Annotated in this window: 16 protein-coding genes; 9 read left to right on the forward strand and 7 right to left on the reverse strand. The window is 71.9% G+C overall.

All coding sequences use genetic code 11. From position 1 onward, the window contains the following. Nucleotides 1-17: 17 nt before the first annotated feature. The 3 genes from AB0I82_RS29580 to AB0I82_RS29590 all read left to right on the forward strand — a co-directional run bounded on the left by AB0I82_RS29580 (nucleotide 18) and on the right by AB0I82_RS29590 (nucleotide 2611). Nucleotides 18-758 carry an FHA domain-containing protein gene (locus AB0I82_RS29580; protein ID WP_363260460.1) on the forward strand — a complete coding sequence of 247 codons (741 nt, stop codon included), beginning with the start codon at nucleotides 18-20 and terminating at the stop codon, nucleotides 756-758. Further along, complete coding sequence (locus AB0I82_RS29585; RefSeq protein WP_363260461.1) at nucleotides 755-2131, forward strand: serine/threonine-protein kinase; 1377 nt, start codon at nucleotides 755-757, stop codon at nucleotides 2129-2131. The genes AB0I82_RS29580 and AB0I82_RS29585 overlap by 4 nt, the downstream gene beginning before the upstream one ends. 99 nt (nucleotides 2132-2230) lie before the next feature. Further along, the gene (locus AB0I82_RS29590) at nucleotides 2231-2611 is read left to right on the forward strand and encodes a peptidase inhibitor family I36 protein (protein WP_363260462.1); all 381 of its coding nucleotides are present in this window, start codon (nucleotides 2231-2233) and stop codon (nucleotides 2609-2611) included. A 75-nt stretch (nucleotides 2612-2686) separates the two neighbouring features. On the opposite strand, the gene purH is transcribed toward AB0I82_RS29590, so the two are convergent. Continuing rightward, nucleotides 2687-4255, reverse strand: coding sequence for a bifunctional phosphoribosylaminoimidazolecarboxamide formyltransferase/IMP cyclohydrolase (gene purH / locus AB0I82_RS29595; RefSeq protein ID WP_363260463.1), 1569 nt, complete (start codon nucleotides 4253-4255; stop codon nucleotides 2687-2689). Further along, nucleotides 4252-4911 carry a phosphoribosylglycinamide formyltransferase gene (gene purN, locus AB0I82_RS29600; protein WP_363260464.1) on the reverse strand — a complete coding sequence of 220 codons (660 nt, stop codon included), beginning with the start codon at nucleotides 4909-4911 and terminating at the stop codon, nucleotides 4252-4254. Before purN ends, purH begins: the two co-directional genes overlap by 4 nt. 263 nt (nucleotides 4912-5174) lie before the next feature. Here purN and AB0I82_RS29605 point away from each other — a divergent pair, with 263 nt between their 5' ends. After that, complete coding sequence (locus tag AB0I82_RS29605; RefSeq protein ID WP_363260465.1) at nucleotides 5175-6164, forward strand: hypothetical protein; 990 nt, start codon at nucleotides 5175-5177, stop codon at nucleotides 6162-6164. 36 nt (nucleotides 6165-6200) lie between these two features. Here AB0I82_RS29605 and AB0I82_RS29610 read toward each other — a convergent pair whose 3' ends face one another. The 3 genes from AB0I82_RS29610 to AB0I82_RS29620 are packed head-to-tail and all read right to left on the reverse strand — an operon-like array spanning nucleotide 6201 to nucleotide 9041. Further along, the gene (locus tag AB0I82_RS29610; protein ID WP_363260466.1) at nucleotides 6201-7100 is read right to left on the reverse strand and encodes a transposase; all 900 of its coding nucleotides are present in this window, start codon (nucleotides 7098-7100) and stop codon (nucleotides 6201-6203) included. Beyond that, entirely contained in the window at nucleotides 7013-7612 is a 600-nt protein-coding gene (locus AB0I82_RS29615) for a transposase (protein WP_363260467.1), read from the reverse strand. The genes AB0I82_RS29610 and AB0I82_RS29615 overlap by 88 nt, the downstream gene beginning before the upstream one ends. Continuing rightward, nucleotides 7593-9041, reverse strand: coding sequence for a DUF6350 family protein (locus AB0I82_RS29620; RefSeq protein ID WP_363260468.1), 1449 nt, complete (start codon nucleotides 9039-9041; stop codon nucleotides 7593-7595). Before AB0I82_RS29620 ends, AB0I82_RS29615 begins: the two co-directional genes overlap by 20 nt. 174 nt (nucleotides 9042-9215) lie before the next feature. On the opposite strand from AB0I82_RS29620, the gene AB0I82_RS29625 reads away from it, so the two are divergent. The 5 genes from AB0I82_RS29625 to aspA all read left to right on the forward strand — a co-directional run bounded on the left by AB0I82_RS29625 (nucleotide 9216) and on the right by aspA (nucleotide 14862). Continuing rightward, a complete protein-coding gene (locus AB0I82_RS29625; RefSeq protein WP_363260469.1) occupies nucleotides 9216-10001 on the forward strand; it encodes an RNA polymerase subunit sigma-70 in 786 nt (261 codons plus the stop codon). A gap of 110 nt (nucleotides 10002-10111) precedes the next feature. After that, a complete protein-coding gene (locus AB0I82_RS29630; protein WP_363260470.1) occupies nucleotides 10112-10855 on the forward strand; it encodes a FadR/GntR family transcriptional regulator in 744 nt (247 codons plus the stop codon). An 11-nt stretch (nucleotides 10856-10866) separates the two neighbouring features. After that, nucleotides 10867-12363: an amino acid permease gene (locus AB0I82_RS29635; protein ID WP_363260707.1), complete on the forward strand. Its 1497-nt coding sequence runs from the start codon at nucleotides 10867-10869 to the stop codon at nucleotides 12361-12363. Beyond that, nucleotides 12360-13376, forward strand: coding sequence for an asparaginase (locus AB0I82_RS29640; protein WP_363260471.1), 1017 nt, complete (start codon nucleotides 12360-12362; stop codon nucleotides 13374-13376). Before AB0I82_RS29635 ends, AB0I82_RS29640 begins: the two co-directional genes overlap by 4 nt. A 76-nt stretch (nucleotides 13377-13452) precedes the next feature. Then, nucleotides 13453-14862 carry an aspartate ammonia-lyase gene (aspA, locus tag AB0I82_RS29645; RefSeq protein WP_363260472.1) on the forward strand — a complete coding sequence of 470 codons (1410 nt, stop codon included), beginning with the start codon at nucleotides 13453-13455 and terminating at the stop codon, nucleotides 14860-14862. A 125-nt stretch (nucleotides 14863-14987) separates the two neighbouring features. Here the strand turns inward: aspA and sucD are convergent, their stop codons facing one another. Beyond that, the gene (sucD, locus tag AB0I82_RS29650) at nucleotides 14988-15872 is read right to left on the reverse strand and encodes a succinate--CoA ligase subunit alpha (RefSeq protein WP_363260473.1); all 885 of its coding nucleotides are present in this window, start codon (nucleotides 15870-15872) and stop codon (nucleotides 14988-14990) included. A 21-nt stretch (nucleotides 15873-15893) separates the two neighbouring features. Continuing rightward, nucleotides 15894-17072, reverse strand: a complete 1179-nt coding sequence (gene sucC / locus AB0I82_RS29655) for an ADP-forming succinate--CoA ligase subunit beta (protein WP_030254201.1) — start codon at nucleotides 17070-17072, stop codon at nucleotides 15894-15896. Nucleotides 17073-17162 lie beyond the last annotated feature (90 nt).

Consider the following 17162-nt stretch of genomic DNA (forward strand, 5'->3'; position numbering starts at 1 on the left):
GGGGGAAGGGACGGCTCATGTTCAGCATCATCGTGGTGCCCTCGCCGTACGGCGGGAGCGCGGAGCAGATCCGGCTGGAGCCGGGCGAGACCTTGGGATTCGGCCGCTCGGAGCGGCGTACCGACGGCGGCCGCCAACTGACCATCCCGCACTGCGGAGTCTCCCGTACGGCCGGGGAGATCACCGCCACCGGCGCGTACTGGACGCTGACCAACCACAGCGCCCGCCAGACGTACGTCGTGGAGAACCCGGAGGGCGCGGGTGAGCACATCAAGGTGGCGCCGGGGCGGATCGGCGCTCCGGTCCCGTTCGAGTTCGCACGGGTCGTGCTGCCCGCCGCCGACGAGCTGCTGAGCTTTGACGTCTGGGCGCCGCGGCACGACTACGCCGACCCGCTCACCGGCTCCGACGGCGGCGAGGCCACGGCCCTCGCCTTCCCGCTCGACCGCACCAAGCGCTACTTCCTCGTCCTGGCCGCGCTCTGCGAGCCGCGGCTGCGCGGCGCGCCGCACGCGCCGCTGCCCACCACGGACCAGCTCGTCGAGCGGCTGCGGCCGGTCTGGCCGGCCGCCGGACGGGCCGCCGTGCAGTGGAACATCGACTACCTCGCGGTCAAGCTGCGCCTCAAGCAGCCGCCGGAGTCCGCCGACTGCGGCCCGCGGCTGAACGGCAAGAAGGAGTCCGTGGTCTCCCTCGCGCTCCGCTTCGACCTCGTGCGCGAGGACGAACTGGGCGTGCTGGAGCAGGTGCCCGCATGACGGCGGACGGCCCGTCAGGCGCCTTCGCCGTCACCGTGCCGCCCGGATACCGCGTCGGCGGCTGGGAAGTGCTCCGGCCGATCGCCTCCGGCGCGTTCGGCAGCGTCTACGCCGCGCGGGCCGTCGAAGACCGGGCCGAGGTGGCGCTGAAGTTCCTGCCCACCGGCACCAGTACACCGCGCCGGCTGCACCATCTGAAGGAACTCACCCGCCGCGAGCTGGAGTTGTACCGCAAGTTGCAGCGCCCCCGGCTGATCCGTATGTACGAGGCGTTGACGGTCGACGACCCCGGGCAGCCGGCGCTGGACGGCGCGACCGTACTCGTACTGGAGCGCGCCGAGAGCTCACTGTCCGCGGCGCTCTCCCTGCTCTCGCTGGTCTCCCCCGCCCCGGCCCCGCGCGCGGGCACACTGCTGGCACAGATCTGTGAGGGCATCGCCCAGCTCCATGAAGCGGGCTGGGTACACGGTGATCTCAAGCCCGGCAATGTGCTGCTCATGGCCGACGGAACGGTCCGGCTGGGCGACTTCAACCTCGCCGCCGAGATGGAGGGCACCCACGCCTACTCCCCCGCCTTCTCCACACCCGACTACACCCCGCCCGAGCTGCTGTGGGCGGAGGTCGGCGAGCGCGGCCAGGTCATCCGCCCCAGCGCCGACATCTGGGCGTTCGGCGTGCTCGCCCACCTCGTGCTGACCGGTTCTTTCCCGTTCCCCGGCGGCACGCCCACCACCCGCCGCGAGGCCGCGCTGCGCTATGCGAGGGGCCGGGAACGGCTCCAGTTGTCGCCCCGGCTGCCGGACGCCTGGGTGGACATCGTCCGCGACTGCCTGGCCCGTACGCACGAGGAGCGCGCCCGGCACGGCGCGCACGAGCTGCTGCGCCGCGCGACGGCGGCGGGCGGCACGGTGCCCGCGCCCCGGCCGCCGCTCACCCGGCGGCGGCGCATCCGCCGCGCCGCCCTCGCGGCCGGGAGCGCCCTGCTGCTGATGGCCGGGACCGCGGGGGTCACCGCGATGGTGCTGGGCGGCGCGTCCGGAGCCGCCCAGCAGAGCAAGCCCCCGGCCGGCTACGACCGCTGCAAGAAGGGTCACGTCTGCTTCTTCACCGAGTCGACCGGCAAGGGCGACATGTGCAGCTGGTTCGGCTTCGACGAGGACTGGCGGACCGGCACGATCTCCTGTCCCTGGAGCGGCAGTACGCCGCCGCGCTCGGTGTTCAACAACGGCGTCGACGGTTCGTACACGGCCGTCTCGTACTACCCCGGCGACGACTTCCGCGGCCGGCCGGGCTGCATCAGCCGCCTCGGCCGCACGGACCTCCCGGCCGGCCAGCAGACACTCCGCTCCCACCGGTGGGTCAAGCGCTGCTGAGCGGACCCTGAGAGTTCCGAGGTACCGGCCGTTGCACCGCTCCGGGATGGTGAGGACATGCCATCACGGGGGTGGCAGTCAACGGAGGGAAGTACGACCATGATGCGCAGGATCGCGATGACGGTGGCGACCGCGGCGGTGGCCGTGGGCACGCTCGCCATGGCCCCGGCGGGGGCGGTCGCACCGGTGGAGTCGGCCGGGTCGGGCCCGGTGGCCAAGGGCTGGAAGGACTGCCCGAAGGGCGCGGTGTGTCTGTACACCAAGCCGAACGGCCAGGGAAAGGTCTACCCGGTCTGGGGCAACAGCAACCGGAACTACAAGCACATCAGCTCGATGTGGAACAACGGGGACACCAGCCACCCGCGGGACCACGTCAAAATCAAGCGGTTCAACAACAAGTGGATGTGCCTGGCGCCCGGCGGGTGGGTCAGCGGCCTCGACTACACCGTCGATGCCGTCCGCTGGCGCGGCGGCTGCTGAGCGGCTGTTGAGCCGTCACCGCGGACGGGCCCGGCGGAGCGCTCCGCCGGGCCCGTCCGCGTGGTGCGCGGGCTCTTAGTGGAAGAAGTGGCGCGTGCCCGTGAAGTACATCGTCACGCCCGCCTTCTTGGCGGCCTCGATGACCTGCTCGTCACGGACCGAACCGCCGGGCTGGGCGACGGCCTTCACGCCGGCCTCGGTGAGGACCTCCAGGCCGTCGGGGAAGGGGAAGAACGCGTCGGAGGCGGCGTAGGAGCCGCGCGCCCGCTCCTCGCCCGCGCGCTGCACCGCGAGCTTCGCGGAGTCCACGCGGTTGACCTGGCCCATGCCGACGCCGACCGTGGCGCCGTCCTTGGCGAGCAGGATCGCGTTGGACTTCACGGCGCGGGAGGCGCGCCAGGCGAAGGCCAGCTCGTTGAGCTCCTCCGGGGAGAGCGCCTCGCCGGTCGCGAGCGTCCAGTTCGCCGGGTCGTCGCCGTCGGCCTGCAGACGGTCGGTGACCTGGAGCAGCGCGCCGCCGTCGATGGCCTTGACCTCGACCGGGTTGGCCGGGGCGCCCGGGGCGCGCAGCACACGGATGTTCTTCTTCTTGGTGAGCGCCTCGACCGCGCCCTCTTCGTAATCCGGCGCCACGATGACCTCGGTGAAGATCTCCGCGACCTGCTCGGCCATCTCCTTGCTGACCGGGCGGTTGACGGCGATCACGCCGCCGAAGGCGGACAGCGGGTCGCACTCGTGGGCGCGGCGGTGCGCCTCGGCCACGTCCGCGCCGATCGCGATGCCGCAGGGGTTGGCGTGCTTGATGATCGCGACGCAGGGCTCGGTGTGGTCGTACGCGGCACGGCGCGCGGCGTCCGTGTCCGTGTAGTTGTTGTACGACATCTCCTTGCCGTGCAGCTGCTCGGCGTCGGCCAGGCCGCCCTTGCCGTCGACGTACAGCGCGGCGCCCTGGTGCGGGTTCTCGCCGTACCGCAGGACGTTCTTGCGCTCGTAGGTGGCGCCGGTGAAGGACGGGAAGCCGCTGTCGTCGGCGGCCGCGTAGTCGTCGGCGAACCAGGAGGCGACGGCCACGTCGTACGAAGCGGTGTGCTGGAACGCCTCGGCGGCCAGCCGCTTACGGGTGGCGAGGTCGAAGCCGCCCCCGGAGGCGGCCGCGAGCACGTCCTCGTACCGCTGCGGGTTGACGACGACGGCCACCGACGGGTGGTTCTTGGCGGCGGCGCGGACCATCGACGGGCCGCCGATGTCGATCTGCTCGACGCACTCGTCCGGGGTCGCGCCCGAGGCGACGGTCGCGGCGAACGGGTAGAGGTTCACGATCACCAGGTCGAACGGCTCGACGCCCAGGTCGGCGAGCTGCTGCTGGTGGTCCTCGAGACGCAGGTCGGCGAGGATGCCCGCGTGCACCTTCGGGTGCAGCGTCTTCACGCGCCCGTCCAGGCACTCGGGGAAGCCGGTCAGCTCCTCGACCTTGGTGACCGGGACACCGGCCGCCGCGATCTTGCCCGCGGTGGAGCCGGTGGACACGAGCTGGACGCCCGCCGCGTGCAGCCCCTTCGCCAGCTCTTCCAGCCCGGTCTTGTCGTAGACGCTGACCAGCGCGCGGCGAATGGGCCGCTTGGTACCTTCGGCGGTCTCGGTCACGGGATAACTACCTTTCGTCCCTCAGTGCGGTAGCCGTTACGGGCCAGACGCCCCACGACATCGACGAGCAGCGAACGCTCGACTTCCTTGATCCGCTCGTGCAGCGCGGATTCGTCGTCCTCGTCCCGGACCTCGACCACGCCCTGGGCGATGACCGGACCGGTGTCGACGCCGTCGTCGACGAAGTGGACGGTGCAGCCGGTGACCTTCGCGCCGTACGCGAGCGCGTCGCGTACGCCGTGGGCACCGGGAAAGCTGGGCAGCAGCGCGGGGTGGGTGTTCACCACGCGGCCGCCGTACCGGGCCAGGAACTCCTTGCCCAAGATCTTCATGAAGCCCGCGGAGACGACCAGGTCCGGCTCGTACGCGGCGGTCGCCTCGGTGAGCGCGAGGTCCCACGCGGCGCGGTCGGCGTGGTCCTTGACCCGGCAGACGAACGTCGGCAGCCCGGCGCGCTCGGCGCGCTCCAGGCCGGCGATGGCGCCGCGGTCCGCGCCGACGGCGACGATCTCGGCCCCGTACGCCTCCGCGCCCTGCTCGGCGATGGCGTCCAGCAGCGCCTGGAGATTGGTGCCGGAACCGGACACCAGCGCGACGATCCTGGCCGGGCGGCCGGGCCGGGCGGGCGCGGGGACGGTGAGTGGGGAGGAGGCCACGGCGGTTCTTTCTCGGTCTCGCGAGCTTTGTGTGGTCGTACAAGGCCGGGGGTACCGGAAATCCGGGGAACCCTACGAAGCGCCGACCGTCAGCAACGATACCGGCACACCGAGCGGCCCCCACGGGACGGGGGCGGACGCGGAAGGTAGCGTCGGGCGTAAGACCACAAGTGATCTGTGCAGATCGCGTGTGATTCGTGGTGGACCCGCCGCCGGACCGATGGACCGGCGATCGGACGAGACAAGGGGAAGACGCACCTCAGATGACGGACCGACGCCGCCGGGCGGCCCTCCTTCTCCCCCTGCCCGCCACCGCTCCCGGGGCGGCGGTGCTGCTGCCGCGCGAGCACAAGCAGTCGCCGTCCTCCTCGGAGGGCGCTTCGGGGGGCTCTTCGGCGGGCGACCGAGGTACGGGGGCCGGCGGCCGGGGCGGCACGGACGGCCGGGACGGGGACCGGGACAACCCCTTCGCCGCGCCGCCGGCCGGGACGCCCGACCGGGAATGGCGGCCGCGTCACGCGCACTCGGGACATCCCGAGGACTCGGGGGACTCCGGGAACTCGAAGGACGATTCCGAGGGCTCCTCCTCCGGCGAGCACGACGGCCGGCATGCCTGGGGCAGCCAGTGGAGCAGCCGGCAGCCGGGGCGCCAGGGCGGCGGATTCGGCAGCCGCCCCGGGCGCGGCGGCCCGGAGGGACCGGGCGGCCCCGGCGGCCCCGGCCAGACCGGGCTGCGCTGGGACCCGACCGACCCGGCCCAGCGGCGGGCGCGCTATGCCCTGCTCTCGGGCATGTGGGCGTTCTTCTTCTCGCTCTTCAGCCTCCCGGAGATCGCCCTGCTGCTCGGCGCGCTGGCGCTGTACTGGGGCATCAGCGCGCTGCGCGCCAAGCCGCGCGCGGGTAAACCGGGTCAGGCGAAGCCGGAGGGCGCGAAGGCCACGGCGGCGGACGTCGCGGGCGGCGGGCCGCCGCACGAGGACGCCACGCCGACGGCCGGGCCGCCGCACGCGACCGCCGGGAACACGGGCGCGCCCGCGGGCCCCGGCAGCACCCGGCCGCAGACCACCGCGGCGCTGAGCGGGCTGGTCACGGCGAGCCTGGCGCTGTGCATCGTGGCCGCGGGCTTCACGCTCCAGCTCGTGTACAAGGACTACTACACCTGCGTCAACGACGCCCTCACCCAGTCCGCCCGGCACTCCTGCGAGGAGCTCCTCCCGGAGCAGCTGCGGCCGATCCTGAGCGTGCAGGATTGACAATTCCCGCCCCCTGAAGGAGGCGGTTCCCTTCGACTACCCGGAGGTTGTCGGAAGGGCTTCACGCATCCGCCTCCGCCCGTGGGCGGGACTCGGCACCGCGGGGTGCCTGCGCGTGCTGTTGATGACCGAGCCACCCGTCCGGCGGGCTCGAGCCTCGATCTCCACTGAGGCATTGTGGTCGGCGTCGTCCTCGTGCCCACACTGCGTGCACGAGAAGAGGCGCCCGCAGCCCTCACGGCTACGAGGGTCGATTGCTCCGCAGGCGGCGCAAGTCTGAGAGGTATGGAATGGTGGCACGACCACCAGGCGCGATCCGTATAGCGAGCACTTGTACTCCAGTTGACGGCGCCGTTCGTCGGGGCAGTTGTCCAACACGGAACGATTGAGCCCACTCTTCTGGGCCACGCGTGTGCCGGGGCTCGCCACTGTGCCCCGGGCAGACTTCGTCATGTTCTTCACGCGCAGGTCCTCAATACCGATGAAGCCGTGGTTTTTGGCGAGGTCGGTCGTGAGCTTGTGCGTGAAATCCAGTCGGCGGTTCGCTTCCCGGGCTTTCAACTTGCCGATCGCAGCAATCGTGCGCCGCAAACGGTTGCTGTACCTGCCTTTCCGGCGTTTCTTCGCATAGGTGACCTGACGGGCCTTACGCCCCTCAAGTGTCCTCAGCCGCTTCCTCTCGTTCACGGTCAGGCCAGGCGGTTTGACGCGCGGCGCATGCTCGGTGGACACGTACGCCGAAGCAGCCACACCGAAATCCACCCCGCATCCGGGCTTGCCGTTGGGCAATGCGGAGCCGAGTCCGATGTGGACGCCGAAGCTGATGTGCCAGCCTGTTCCGTCCCTGCTTACGGTGGCATTTCGGACCGGGCCTCCGAGTGCGCGGGAAAGGCGGAGGCGGACCCAGCCGAGCTTGGGCAGCCGCACCTCGGCCACTTACGGTTCACCTTGCGGACTGCCACTGCCTGGCCCGGCAGTGAGATCGACAACCGAGAACTCCGCTTCTTGTACACCGGGAAGCCGGCCGGGTGCCCCGGGTCCCAGAAATTGTCGTACGCACGGTCCAACTGACGCAGCACCTGCTGAGCTGCCTGCGCGGGCAGCTCGGCCAGCCACGGCAGTTCCCCACGCGCCCGTGTCAGTTCCTTGCACTGCTCGACAGCTCGCATCGTGTACCGGCGCTGCTCCCAGATGTACACCCGCTGTGCCAGCGCCATGTTCCACACGGCTCGCACGGTATGCCCCCACCCAGTCAGGATCTGCTCCTGCTGAGGAGTGGGGTACAGCCGATATCTGCGTCCCGTGTCCGCCTTCACCTCGCCATGATTAATGGCCGCTACTGCCCGTCGAGAGACGTGTTCACTCGTTCGGGGATGCGGAAACGATCCTGTTCCGCTCCGACCGGCCCGTACATGATTCGCTGCCCCGCTATCCCCCGCGGGTCTCACTGGCCCGAGGCTTCGGCCGACGTGACCGGAACGTCCGCAGTCTCGGCATCGGCAGGCGGCCGACCGCGCGTCGCACGTGCCACTCGCGCAGGACGAGCGCGCCCGGTACGGCGACGGCCGCCGTCCAGCCCGCCGCTGCCGCGCCGGTGAGCCACCAGCTCGGGCCGACGTGCTGGAGCGCGGCGGTGCCGAGCGCGCCGCCAGCGGCCGCCGCGAGCACGGCGGCCCCCGCCCCGCACATCAGCGCCGCGAGCGCCGCGACGGTGGCGGTGGCCCGGCGGTTCCAGCGCAACAGCCGGGCCTCGGCCGCGCGCGCCCGGCGTCGCCCGGCCGCCGTTTCCCCGGCCCGTTCCGCCGCGGCCCGCACCCCGTCCGCCGCCGCGCGTGCGGGCCGCGCCGCGTACCAGGCCGCGACCGCCCCCGCCGCGACCGGCCCGACGGCCACCGCCCAGGTCAGCGGCGACCCGGCGGCCTCCTGCGGGACCGCGCCGAGCAGGGGGAAGGGCGGCAGGCCCGCCGGGTAGCCGGCGGCGCCGAGCGGGCCGACCGTGCTGCCCGCGCCGAGCGTGAAGCCGGGGCCCAGCGCGTACGCGGCGCCCCAGACGGCCGCGTTCGGCAGCAGCAGGAGGCAGACCAGCAGGACCGTACCGCGCCCCGGCCAGTCCGGGGCGACGTGGAGGAGGCCGTGGCGCACCGCGCCCGCGTGCCACACCAGGCCGGTCAGGACCAGCAGCGCGCCCGTGGCGAGCAGCACCGCACCGGCCGCACAGGCGGCACGCAGCGCGGCGGCGCAGCGGGGCGGGGCCAGGACACCGCCCAGCGCCGCGCGCACGCCGGGCGGCAGTCCGACCCAGACCCGCCGGGCCCGCGCGGGCAGCGGCAGTACGGCGCGCAGCCCGACCGTGCGCGCCGCCACCACGGCCACCGTGCCCGCTGCGGTGAGCGGCACGCACAGCAGCGCGCTGACCGGCGCGACCCGCAGCGCCCCGGACGCCGCGTACACCACGGCGGCCGCGGCGGTCAGCAGGTACCCGCCGAGGAACCGGCCGAGCACGGCGCCGGGGGAAGCGGGGCGGCGCAGGGCGCGCCGGGCGCAGCGGTACAGCAGCCATACCGGCACGGCGACGAGGAGCAGCGGCGTCACGCCCACCGGCACGGCGGCCGCGCCGGGGCCCGCCGTCCGTACAAGATCCGCGCCGTGCGCGAGCAGCCACAGGTCGGCGGCGATGTGCAGCGCGCCGGAGGGGCTGCCGGCGACCGGCGCCGGCGCGACGATCCACAGGAGGAGGACGGAGACGGTGCAGACGCCGAGGCCCAGCCCGGCGGTCACCGCCCCCGCGAGGAACGCGCCGCCGGTCGTGGTGGCGGGCTGCGCGGCGGCCCCGCCCGGCGCGGCCGCCGGCGGTCCGTTGTCGGTCGTCTGGCTCACGCCGCCATGCTGCCAACAACACCCGTTTCCACTACGCAGCGGGCGAATGCCGGACGTGTCGCCCAAGATACGTTTATGGGATTTACAACCCGGAGAGCCCGAAAGTCCCAGCAACTCCGATCGACCGGTGCGGGCCCCGGCCCGGCTGACGTACCGTCACCCGCGACCGGTGACGTGCCGCCACCCGCGACCGGTGACGTGCCGTCACCCGCGGCCGCCTTCGACGCGCTGTACGTCCGGCACGCGCCGGCGCTCGCCCGGCAGGCGTTCCTCCTCACCGGGCGGCCGCACCTCTCCCGCGAGGCCGTCGAGTGGGGCTTCCAGCTGGCCTGGCAGCGCTGGCCGGAGGTGGCCCGCGATCTCGACCCGGCCGGCTGGGTGCGGGCCGCGACCCACGAGTACGCCCTCTCCCCCTGGCACCGCTTCCGCCCCCGCACCCGCCGGTCCCCGGTGAAGGCGGCGGGCAGCGACCGGCCCGACCCGCTGCTGACCGCGCTGCTGCGGCTGCCCGCGCCCTACCGCCGTGCCCTGCTGCTGCACGACGCCGTCGGCCTGGAGCTGTCCGAGACCGCGGCCGAGATCGAGGCGAGCACGCCGGCCGCGCACGGGCGGCTCACATATGCCCGCGAGGCGCTGGCCGGACGGCTGCCGGAGCTGGGGCTGACCGGCGAGCCGCCGGCCCGGCAGCGGGAGATCCTGTGCGAGCGGCTGGCAGGGCTGGCGGCGGCGCACCCGGTACGGACGGCGAACGCCCGTGCCGTACGGACCGGCGGTGAGCGCAGCACCCGGCGGATGACGCGCAGCGCGATCGGGCTGACCGGGCTGATCGTCGCCCTCACCGCCACCGCGCTGTGGACCGGGGGCGGCGAGCGGTACGTCCCGCCGCCCGGGCAGCAGCCCGGCATTCCCGCGGCCGGCGACGCCCACGCCGAGCGCGATCCTGCCAGGTCAGGACCGTAATCACGACAGTTTCCCGACGCCTTTTGGCCACCTGCGGTCGACCTGTGGATAAAAATCGACCGCTTCTCAGCCCTTGACAGTGGTTCACCACGCAATCAACGATCCTGCATGTGAACCTGTCAGACAGCCAGACACCTCCCCCTGTGCCCCGGCGGATCAGTGCGATGGAAGCCGTGCTGGCCCATCTGCGTGGCGCCATCGAGCGCGGCGACTACGCCGTGGGCGACAAGCTGCCCTCGGAAGCGGAGCTCTGCCGTCGCCTGGAGGTGAGCAGGCCCGTGCTCCGGGAGGCCCTGCGCGCCTTGCAGACGATGGGGCTCACCGCCTCGCGTACCGGCAAGGGCACCTTCGTCGTCTCCACAGGCCCGGCGGAGGACCCCACCTTCGGCGACTACACGGCGAGCGATCTGCTGGAGGTCCGCCACCACGTGGAGATCCCGGTGGCCGGATACGCGGCCCTCCGGCGTACTCCCGAAGACCTCGACCGGCTCACCCACCTGCTGGACCGCATGGAGCAGGAGACCGACACCACGGCGTGGGTGGCGATGGACAGCCTCTTCCATCTCACCGTCGCCCAGGCGGCTCAGAACCCGGTCTTCCGCCGGGTCATCGAGGAGATCCGCGACGCGCTGGCCCACCAGTCGGCGTTCCTCAACGACCTCGGCGGCCGGCGCGAGCAGTCCAACCGCGAGCACCGGGCCATCGTCGAGGCCCTCGTCGACCGGTCCGAGCAGGACGCCATCGATGCCATGACCCACCACCTCGAACGGGTCGAGACGACCCTCACCGCAATCGTGCGCCCCCACCGCACCGCCCCCACCGATCCCCTCACGGAAGGCGGAGAGCAAGAGTGAGCGAGAGAACCCTGCAGCAGACGGCACACGAAGCGGATCAGCGGCAGGCCGCCGTGCCGCTCGATGCCGTCGACGCCGGCGATGTCGGTTACAGCAAGTCCCTCAAGAGCCGGCACGTCAGCATGATCGCCATCGGCGGCGCCATCGGCACCGGCCTGTTCCTCGGCGCGGGCGGCCGGCTCGCGGGCGCCGGTCCCGCCCTCGCGCTGGCGTACGCGGTCTGCGGGGCCTTCGCCTTCCTGGTCGTACGGGCCCTGGGCGAGCTGGTCCTGCACCGCCCGTCCTCCGGCGCCTTCGTCTCCTACGCCCGCGAGTTCCTCGGCGAGAAGGGAGCGTTCGTCGCGGGCTGGATGTACTTCCTGAACTGGGCCACCACCGGCATCGCCGACATCACGGCCGTGGCGACGTACACGCACTACTGGGGCATGTTCAGCGACACCCCGCAGTGGGTCATCGCGCTGATCGCACTCGCGGTCGTGCTGGCCGTGAACCTGATATCCGTGAAGATCTTCGGCGAACTGGAGTTCTGGTTCGCGATCATCAAGGTCGGCGCGCTGGTCTGCTTCATGGCGATCGGCATCTTCCTGCTGGTGACCCAGCAGCCGGTGGACGGCCACTCCCCCGGGCCCTCGCTGATCACGGACAACGGCGGCCTCTTCCCCGCCGGCGCGCTCCCCGTGCTGCTGGTCATCCAGGGCGTCGTCTTCGCCTACGCCTCGGTCGAGCTGGTCGGCGTCACGGCGGGCGAGACCAGCGAGCCGGAGAAGATCATGCCCAGGGCGATCAACTCCATCATGTGGCGGGTGGCCCTGTTCTACGTCGGCTCGGTGGTACTGCTGGCGATGCTGCTCCCGTGGAACGCGTACTCGGCCGACGAGAGCCCCTTCGTCACCGTGCTGTCCAACATCGGGGTGCCCGCGGCGGGCGGCGTGATGAACCTCGTCGTCCTCACCGCCGCGATGTCCAGCCTCAACTCCGGGCTCTACTCGACCGGTCGCATCCTGCGCTCGATGGCGATGTCGGGATCCGCGCCCCGGTTCACCGGCGTGATGAGCCGCAACCACGTCCCGTACGGCGGCATCCTGCTCACCTCGTTCTTCTGCGTCCTCGGCGTGGGCCTCAACTACGTCGTGCCGAGCGACGCGTTCGAGATCGTGCTGAACTTCGCGGCGATCGGGATCCTGGCCACCTGGGCCATGATCATGATCTCGCACCTGCTCTTCTGGCGGAAGGCACGGGCCGGCGAGCTCGTCCGCCCCGGCTACCGGCTGCCGGGCTCGCCCTGGACCGAGCTCGTCACGCTCGCGTTCCTCGCCTCCGTCCTGGTCCTGATGTGGGCGGACGGCGGCCCCGGCCGGATCACCGTGATGTCCCTTCCCGGGATCGCCGCGGCCCTGGTGGTCGGCTGGTTCCTCGTACGGGGCCGGGTGCGCACCGTACGGAGTGCCGCGGAGGCCGCGCGGACGGACGCCGGGCGGACCGAGCCCAAGGACAAGGACGAGAAGTGAACGGGACAGCGGAAACAGCGACACCGGCGGTCGCGACGGCGCCCCCGGCCCGCGAACCGGCCCATGTACCGCTCGCCCATGTGGTGCGCGGCGGCCTGATCGAGGGCGTCCACCACGGCTCGGTCGTGGTGCTGGGCGCGGACGGCAGCGTGGAGTTCCAGGCCGGCGACATCGAGGCCGCGTTCTATCCGCGCTCGGCGCTCAAGCCGGTCCAGGCGGTCGGGCTGCTCCGTGCCGGGCTGCGGCTGGACGGTGAGCTGCTGGCCCTCACCGCGGCCAGCCACTCGGGCGAGGCACGGCATCTGGCCGGTGCCCGGCACATCCTGCGCCGCGCCGGGCTGACCGAGGACGCGCTGCGGAGCGTTCCCGATCTGCCCTACGGCGCCGAGCAGCGCGAGGAATGGCTCCGCCGCGGCCTCGGCCCGTCCCGGCTCGCCCAGAACTGCTCGGGCAAGCACGCCGCGATGCTGATGACGGCCAGGGCCCGCGGCTGGCCGCTGCGGGACTACACCGACCCCGATCACCCCCTGCAGCGGGCCATCGCCGGGACGGTGGCGGAGCTCACCGGGCAGGAGATCGCCCAGGTGACGATCGACGGCTGCGGAGCGCCGCTGTTCGCGGTGTCCCTGCACGGGCTCACCCGGGCCGTCGCCCAGCTGGCGGCGGCCGCGCCGGACACCCCCGAGGGCCGGGTCGCACACGCCGTACGGGAGCACCCCGAGATGGCCTCCGGCACGGACCGGGACGTCGCCCGGCTGATGCGGGCGGTACCGGGCCTGCTCGCCAAGGACGGATTCGAAGGCGTGCAGGTCGCGGCGCTGCCGGACGGGCGGGCCATCGGCGTGAAGATCGCCGACGGCGGTGACCGCGCCCGGATGCCGGTGGCCGCCGCGGCGCTCGCCCGCTGCGGGGTCGCCCCCGAGGTCCTCGCCGGATTCGCCAGTACGCCGGTCATCGGCGGCGGCATGACCGTCGGCACCCTGCGGGCCGCGGGCGCGCTCGTCGGCCCGTAAGCGCACCTCGCCGGGACCGGCCCCCGGCACCCCACCCGGCTCCACCCCTCAGCACCTCACAGAAGAAAGACCTGCCATGTCTGCCGACCACCGCCGCGAGCACGATCTGCTCGGCGACCGCGATGTGCCCGCCGACGCGTACTGGGGCATCCACACCCTGCGCGCCACGGAGAACTTCCCCATCACCGGTACGGCGATATCCGCGTACCCGCATCTGATCAACGCCCTCGCGGCGGTCAAGGAGGCCGCGGCCCGCGCCAACGAGGATCTCGGGCTGCTCACCCCGGAGCGGGCCGACGCCATCGCCGCCGCCTGCCGGGAGATCCGGGAGGGCCGCCTGCACGACCAGTTCGTCGTCGACGTCATCCAGGGCGGCGCCGGCACCTCGACGAACATGAACGCCAACGAGGTGATCGCCAACCGGGCGCTGGAGATCCTCGGCCACGCCAAGGGCGAGTACGCGCACCTCCACCCGAACGAGCACGTCAACCTGAGCCAGTCCACCAACGACGTCTACCCGACGGCCCTCAAGGTCGCCACGATCACCGCCGTGCACGGGCTCGGCGACGCGATGACCGTGCTGGGCGAGGCGTTCGCCGCCAAGTCGGAGGAGTTCCGCGACGTCCTGAAGATGGGCCGCACCCAGCTCCAGGACGCGGTGCCCATGACGCTGGGCCAGGAGTTCTCGACGTACGCGGTGATGCTGGAGGAGGACCGCAGCCGGCTCGCCGAGGCCGCCCTGCTCGTCCACGAGATCAACCTCGGGGCGACCGCGATCGGCACCGGCCTCAACGCCCCGGCGGGCTACGCCGAAGCGGCCCGCCGCCACCTCGCCGCGATCACCGGCCTGCCGCTGGTGACCGCCGTCAACCTCGTCGAGGCCACCCAGGACTGCGGCGCTTTCGTCCATCTCTCCGGCGTGCTCAAGCGCATCGCCGTCAAGCTCTCCAAGAGCTGCAACGACCTGCGGCTGCTCTCCTCCGGCCCGCGCGCCGGGCTCGCGGAGATCAATCTGCCGCCGGTCCAGGCGGGTTCCAGCATCATGCCCGGCAAGGTCAATCCGGTGATCCCGGAGGTCGTCAACCAGGTCGCCTTCGAGGTCATCGGCAACGACGTCACCATCACCATGGCCGCCGAGGCGGGGCAGCTGCAGCTCAACGCCTTCGAGCCGATCATCCTGCACTCCCTCTCGGAGAGCATCACGCATCTCGGCGCCGCCTGCCGCACCCTGGCCGAGCGCTGCGTGGCCGGTATCACCGCCAACACCGAGACGCTCCGCGCAAGCGTGGAGAACTCCATCGGCCTGGTCACCGCGCTCAACCCGCACATCGGCTACACGGCCGCCACCGGCATCGCCAAGGAAGCCCTCGCCACCGGCCGCGGCGTCGCCGAGCTCGTTCTGGAGAAGGGCCTGCTCCCGGCCGACCGGCTGGCCGCCCTGCTGCGCCCGGACGAGGTCGCGGGCACCGCTGTCGGCGCCCGCTGACATCGGGGGCGCAGGGCCGGCCCCATAAACGCGCGCGGACCCGTACTCCCCCCAAGGGAGTACGGGTCCGCGTAGGGAAGCTACGCGTGCGGCACGTCAGGGACGCAGCGCCGCGCCGCTCCGATTCAGCCGTTGAGCAGCTGGCGAGCGAGCTCGGCGGTCTCGGTCGGGGTCTTGCCGACCTTGACACCGGCGGCCTCGAGGGCCTCCTTCTTCGCCTGGGCGGTGCCGGAGGAGCCGGAGACGATGGCGCCGGCGTGGCCCATGGTCTTGCCCTCGGGGGCGGTGAAGCCCGCGACGTAGCCGACGACCGGCTTGGTCACGTTCTCCTTGATGAAGTCCGCCGCACGCTCCTCGGCGTCGCCGCCGATCTCACCGATCATGACGATCAGGTCGGTGTCGGGGTCCGCCTCGAACGCCGCGAGGGCGTCGATGTGGGTGGTGCCGATGACCGGGTCGCCACCGATGCCGACGGCCGACGAGAAGCCGATGTCACGGAGCTCGTACATCATCTGGTACGTCAGCGTGCCGGACTTCGAGACCAGGCCGATGCGGCCCGGCTTCGTGATGTCGCCCGGGATGATGCCGGCGTTGGACTGGCCCGGGGTGATGAGACCGGGGCAGTTCGGGCCGATGATGCGGGTCTTGTTGCCCTTGGACTTCGCGTACGCCCAGAAGGCGGCGGAGTCGTGGACGGCGATGCCCTCGGTGATCACGACGGCGAGCGGGATCTCGGCGTCGATGGCCTCGATGACGGCGGCCTTGGAGAAGGCCGGCGGCACGAAGAGGACCGAGACGTTGGCGCCGGTCTTCTCCATGGCCTCGGCGACCGTGCCGAAGACGGGGATCTCGGTGCCGTCGATGTCGACGTTGGTGCCGGCCTTGCGCGGGTTCACGCCGCCGACGATGTTGGTGCCGTCACCCAGCATGAGCTTGGTGTGCTTCATGCCCGTGGCACCGGTCATGCCCTGGACGATGACCTTGCTGTCCTTGTCGAGGAAGATAGCCATTGTTCTGGAGTCCCTCTTCCCTTACTTCGCAGCCGCGAGCTCGGCGGCCTTGTCGGCCGCGCCGTCCATGGTGTCCACGCGCTGCACGAGCGGGTGGTTCGCGTCCGACAGGATCTTGCGACCCAGCTCCGCGTTGTTGCCGTCCAGGCGGACGACCAGCGGCTTGTTGACGTCCTCGCCCTTGGACTTCAGCAGCTCCAGGGCCTGCACGATGCCGTTGGCGACCTCGTCGCAGGCGGTGATGCCACCGAAGACGTTGACGAACACGGACTTGACGTCCGGGTCGCCGAGGATGATCTCCAGGCCGTTCGCCATGACCTCGGCGGAGGCGCCGCCACCGATGTCGAGGAAGTTGGCGGGCTTGACGCCGGAGTGCTTCTCGCCGGCGTACGCGACCACGTCCAGGGTGCTCATGACGAGGCCCGCGCCGTTGCCGATGATGCCGACCTGGCCGTCGAGCTTGACGTAGTTCAGGCCCTTGGCCTTGGCGGCAGCCTCGAGCGGGTTGGCTGCGGCCTTGTCCTCCAGGGCCTCGTGCTCCGGCTGGCGGAACTCGGCGTTGGCGTCCAGGGACACCTTGCCGTCCAGCGCCAGGATGTCACCGGAGGCGACCTTGGCGAGCGGGTTCACCTCGACGAGGAGCGCGTCCTCGGCGACGAAGGTGTCCCACAGGGTCACCATGACCTCGGCGACCTTCTCGGCGACCTCGGCCGGGAACTTCGCCTGGGCGACGATCTCGCGGGCCTTCTCGATGGTCACACCCTCGATGGAGTCGACCGGAACCTTCGCGAGGGCCTCGGGGGTCTTCTCCGCGACCTCCTCGATGTCCATGCCGCCCTGCACCGAGGCCATGGCCAGGAAGGTGCGGTTGGTGCGGTCGAGGAGGTACGAGACGTAGTACTCCTCGAGGATTTCCGGAGCGGTCTCCGCGATCATCACCTTGTGGACCGTGTGGCCCTTGATGTCCATCCCGAGGATGTCCGTCGCGCGGGCGACGGCCTCGTCCGGGGTGGCGGCGAGCTTGACGCCGCCTGCCTTGCCGCGGCCGCCGACCTTCACCTGGGCCTTGACGACAGACTTGCCGCCCAGCCGCTCGGTCGCCTCGCGGGCCGCCTCAGGCGTGTCAATGACTTCACCGGCCAGCACCGGTACACCGTGCTTGGCGAAGAGGTCCCTCGCCTGGTACTCGAACAGGTCCACGCGCGTCCGTCCCTTTGCTAATCAAGTAGCCCGCGAGTCGTGGTGATCGCGGATTCGTTGTCTGCGCGGGCGTGCCGCGAGGGCAGGGTG

The sequence above is a fragment of the Streptomyces sp. NPDC050315 genome (assembly GCF_040655775.1).
In the GTDB taxonomy this organism is placed as follows: domain Bacteria; phylum Actinomycetota; class Actinomycetes; order Streptomycetales; family Streptomycetaceae; genus Streptomyces.

What these genes read in the sequence shown, in the direction of transcription:
- AB0I82_RS29580 (WP_363260460.1), top strand. Translation starts at nt 18, where the DNA reads ATGTTCAGCATCATCGTGGTGCCCTCGCCGTACGGCGGGAGCGCGGAG.
- AB0I82_RS29585 (WP_363260461.1), top strand. Translation starts at nt 755, where the DNA reads ATGACGGCGGACGGCCCGTCAGGCGCCTTCGCCGTCACCGTGCCGCCC.
- AB0I82_RS29590 (WP_363260462.1), top strand. Translation starts at nt 2,231, where the DNA reads ATGATGCGCAGGATCGCGATGACGGTGGCGACCGCGGCGGTGGCCGTG.
- AB0I82_RS29605 (WP_363260465.1), top strand. Translation starts at nt 5,175, where the DNA reads ATGACGGACCGACGCCGCCGGGCGGCCCTCCTTCTCCCCCTGCCCGCC.
- aspA (WP_363260472.1), top strand. Translation starts at nt 13,453, where the DNA reads ATGTCTGCCGACCACCGCCGCGAGCACGATCTGCTCGGCGACCGCGAT.
- sucD (WP_363260473.1), bottom strand. Translation starts at nt 15,872, where the DNA reads ATGGCTATCTTCCTCGACAAGGACAGCAAGGTCATCGTCCAGGGCATG.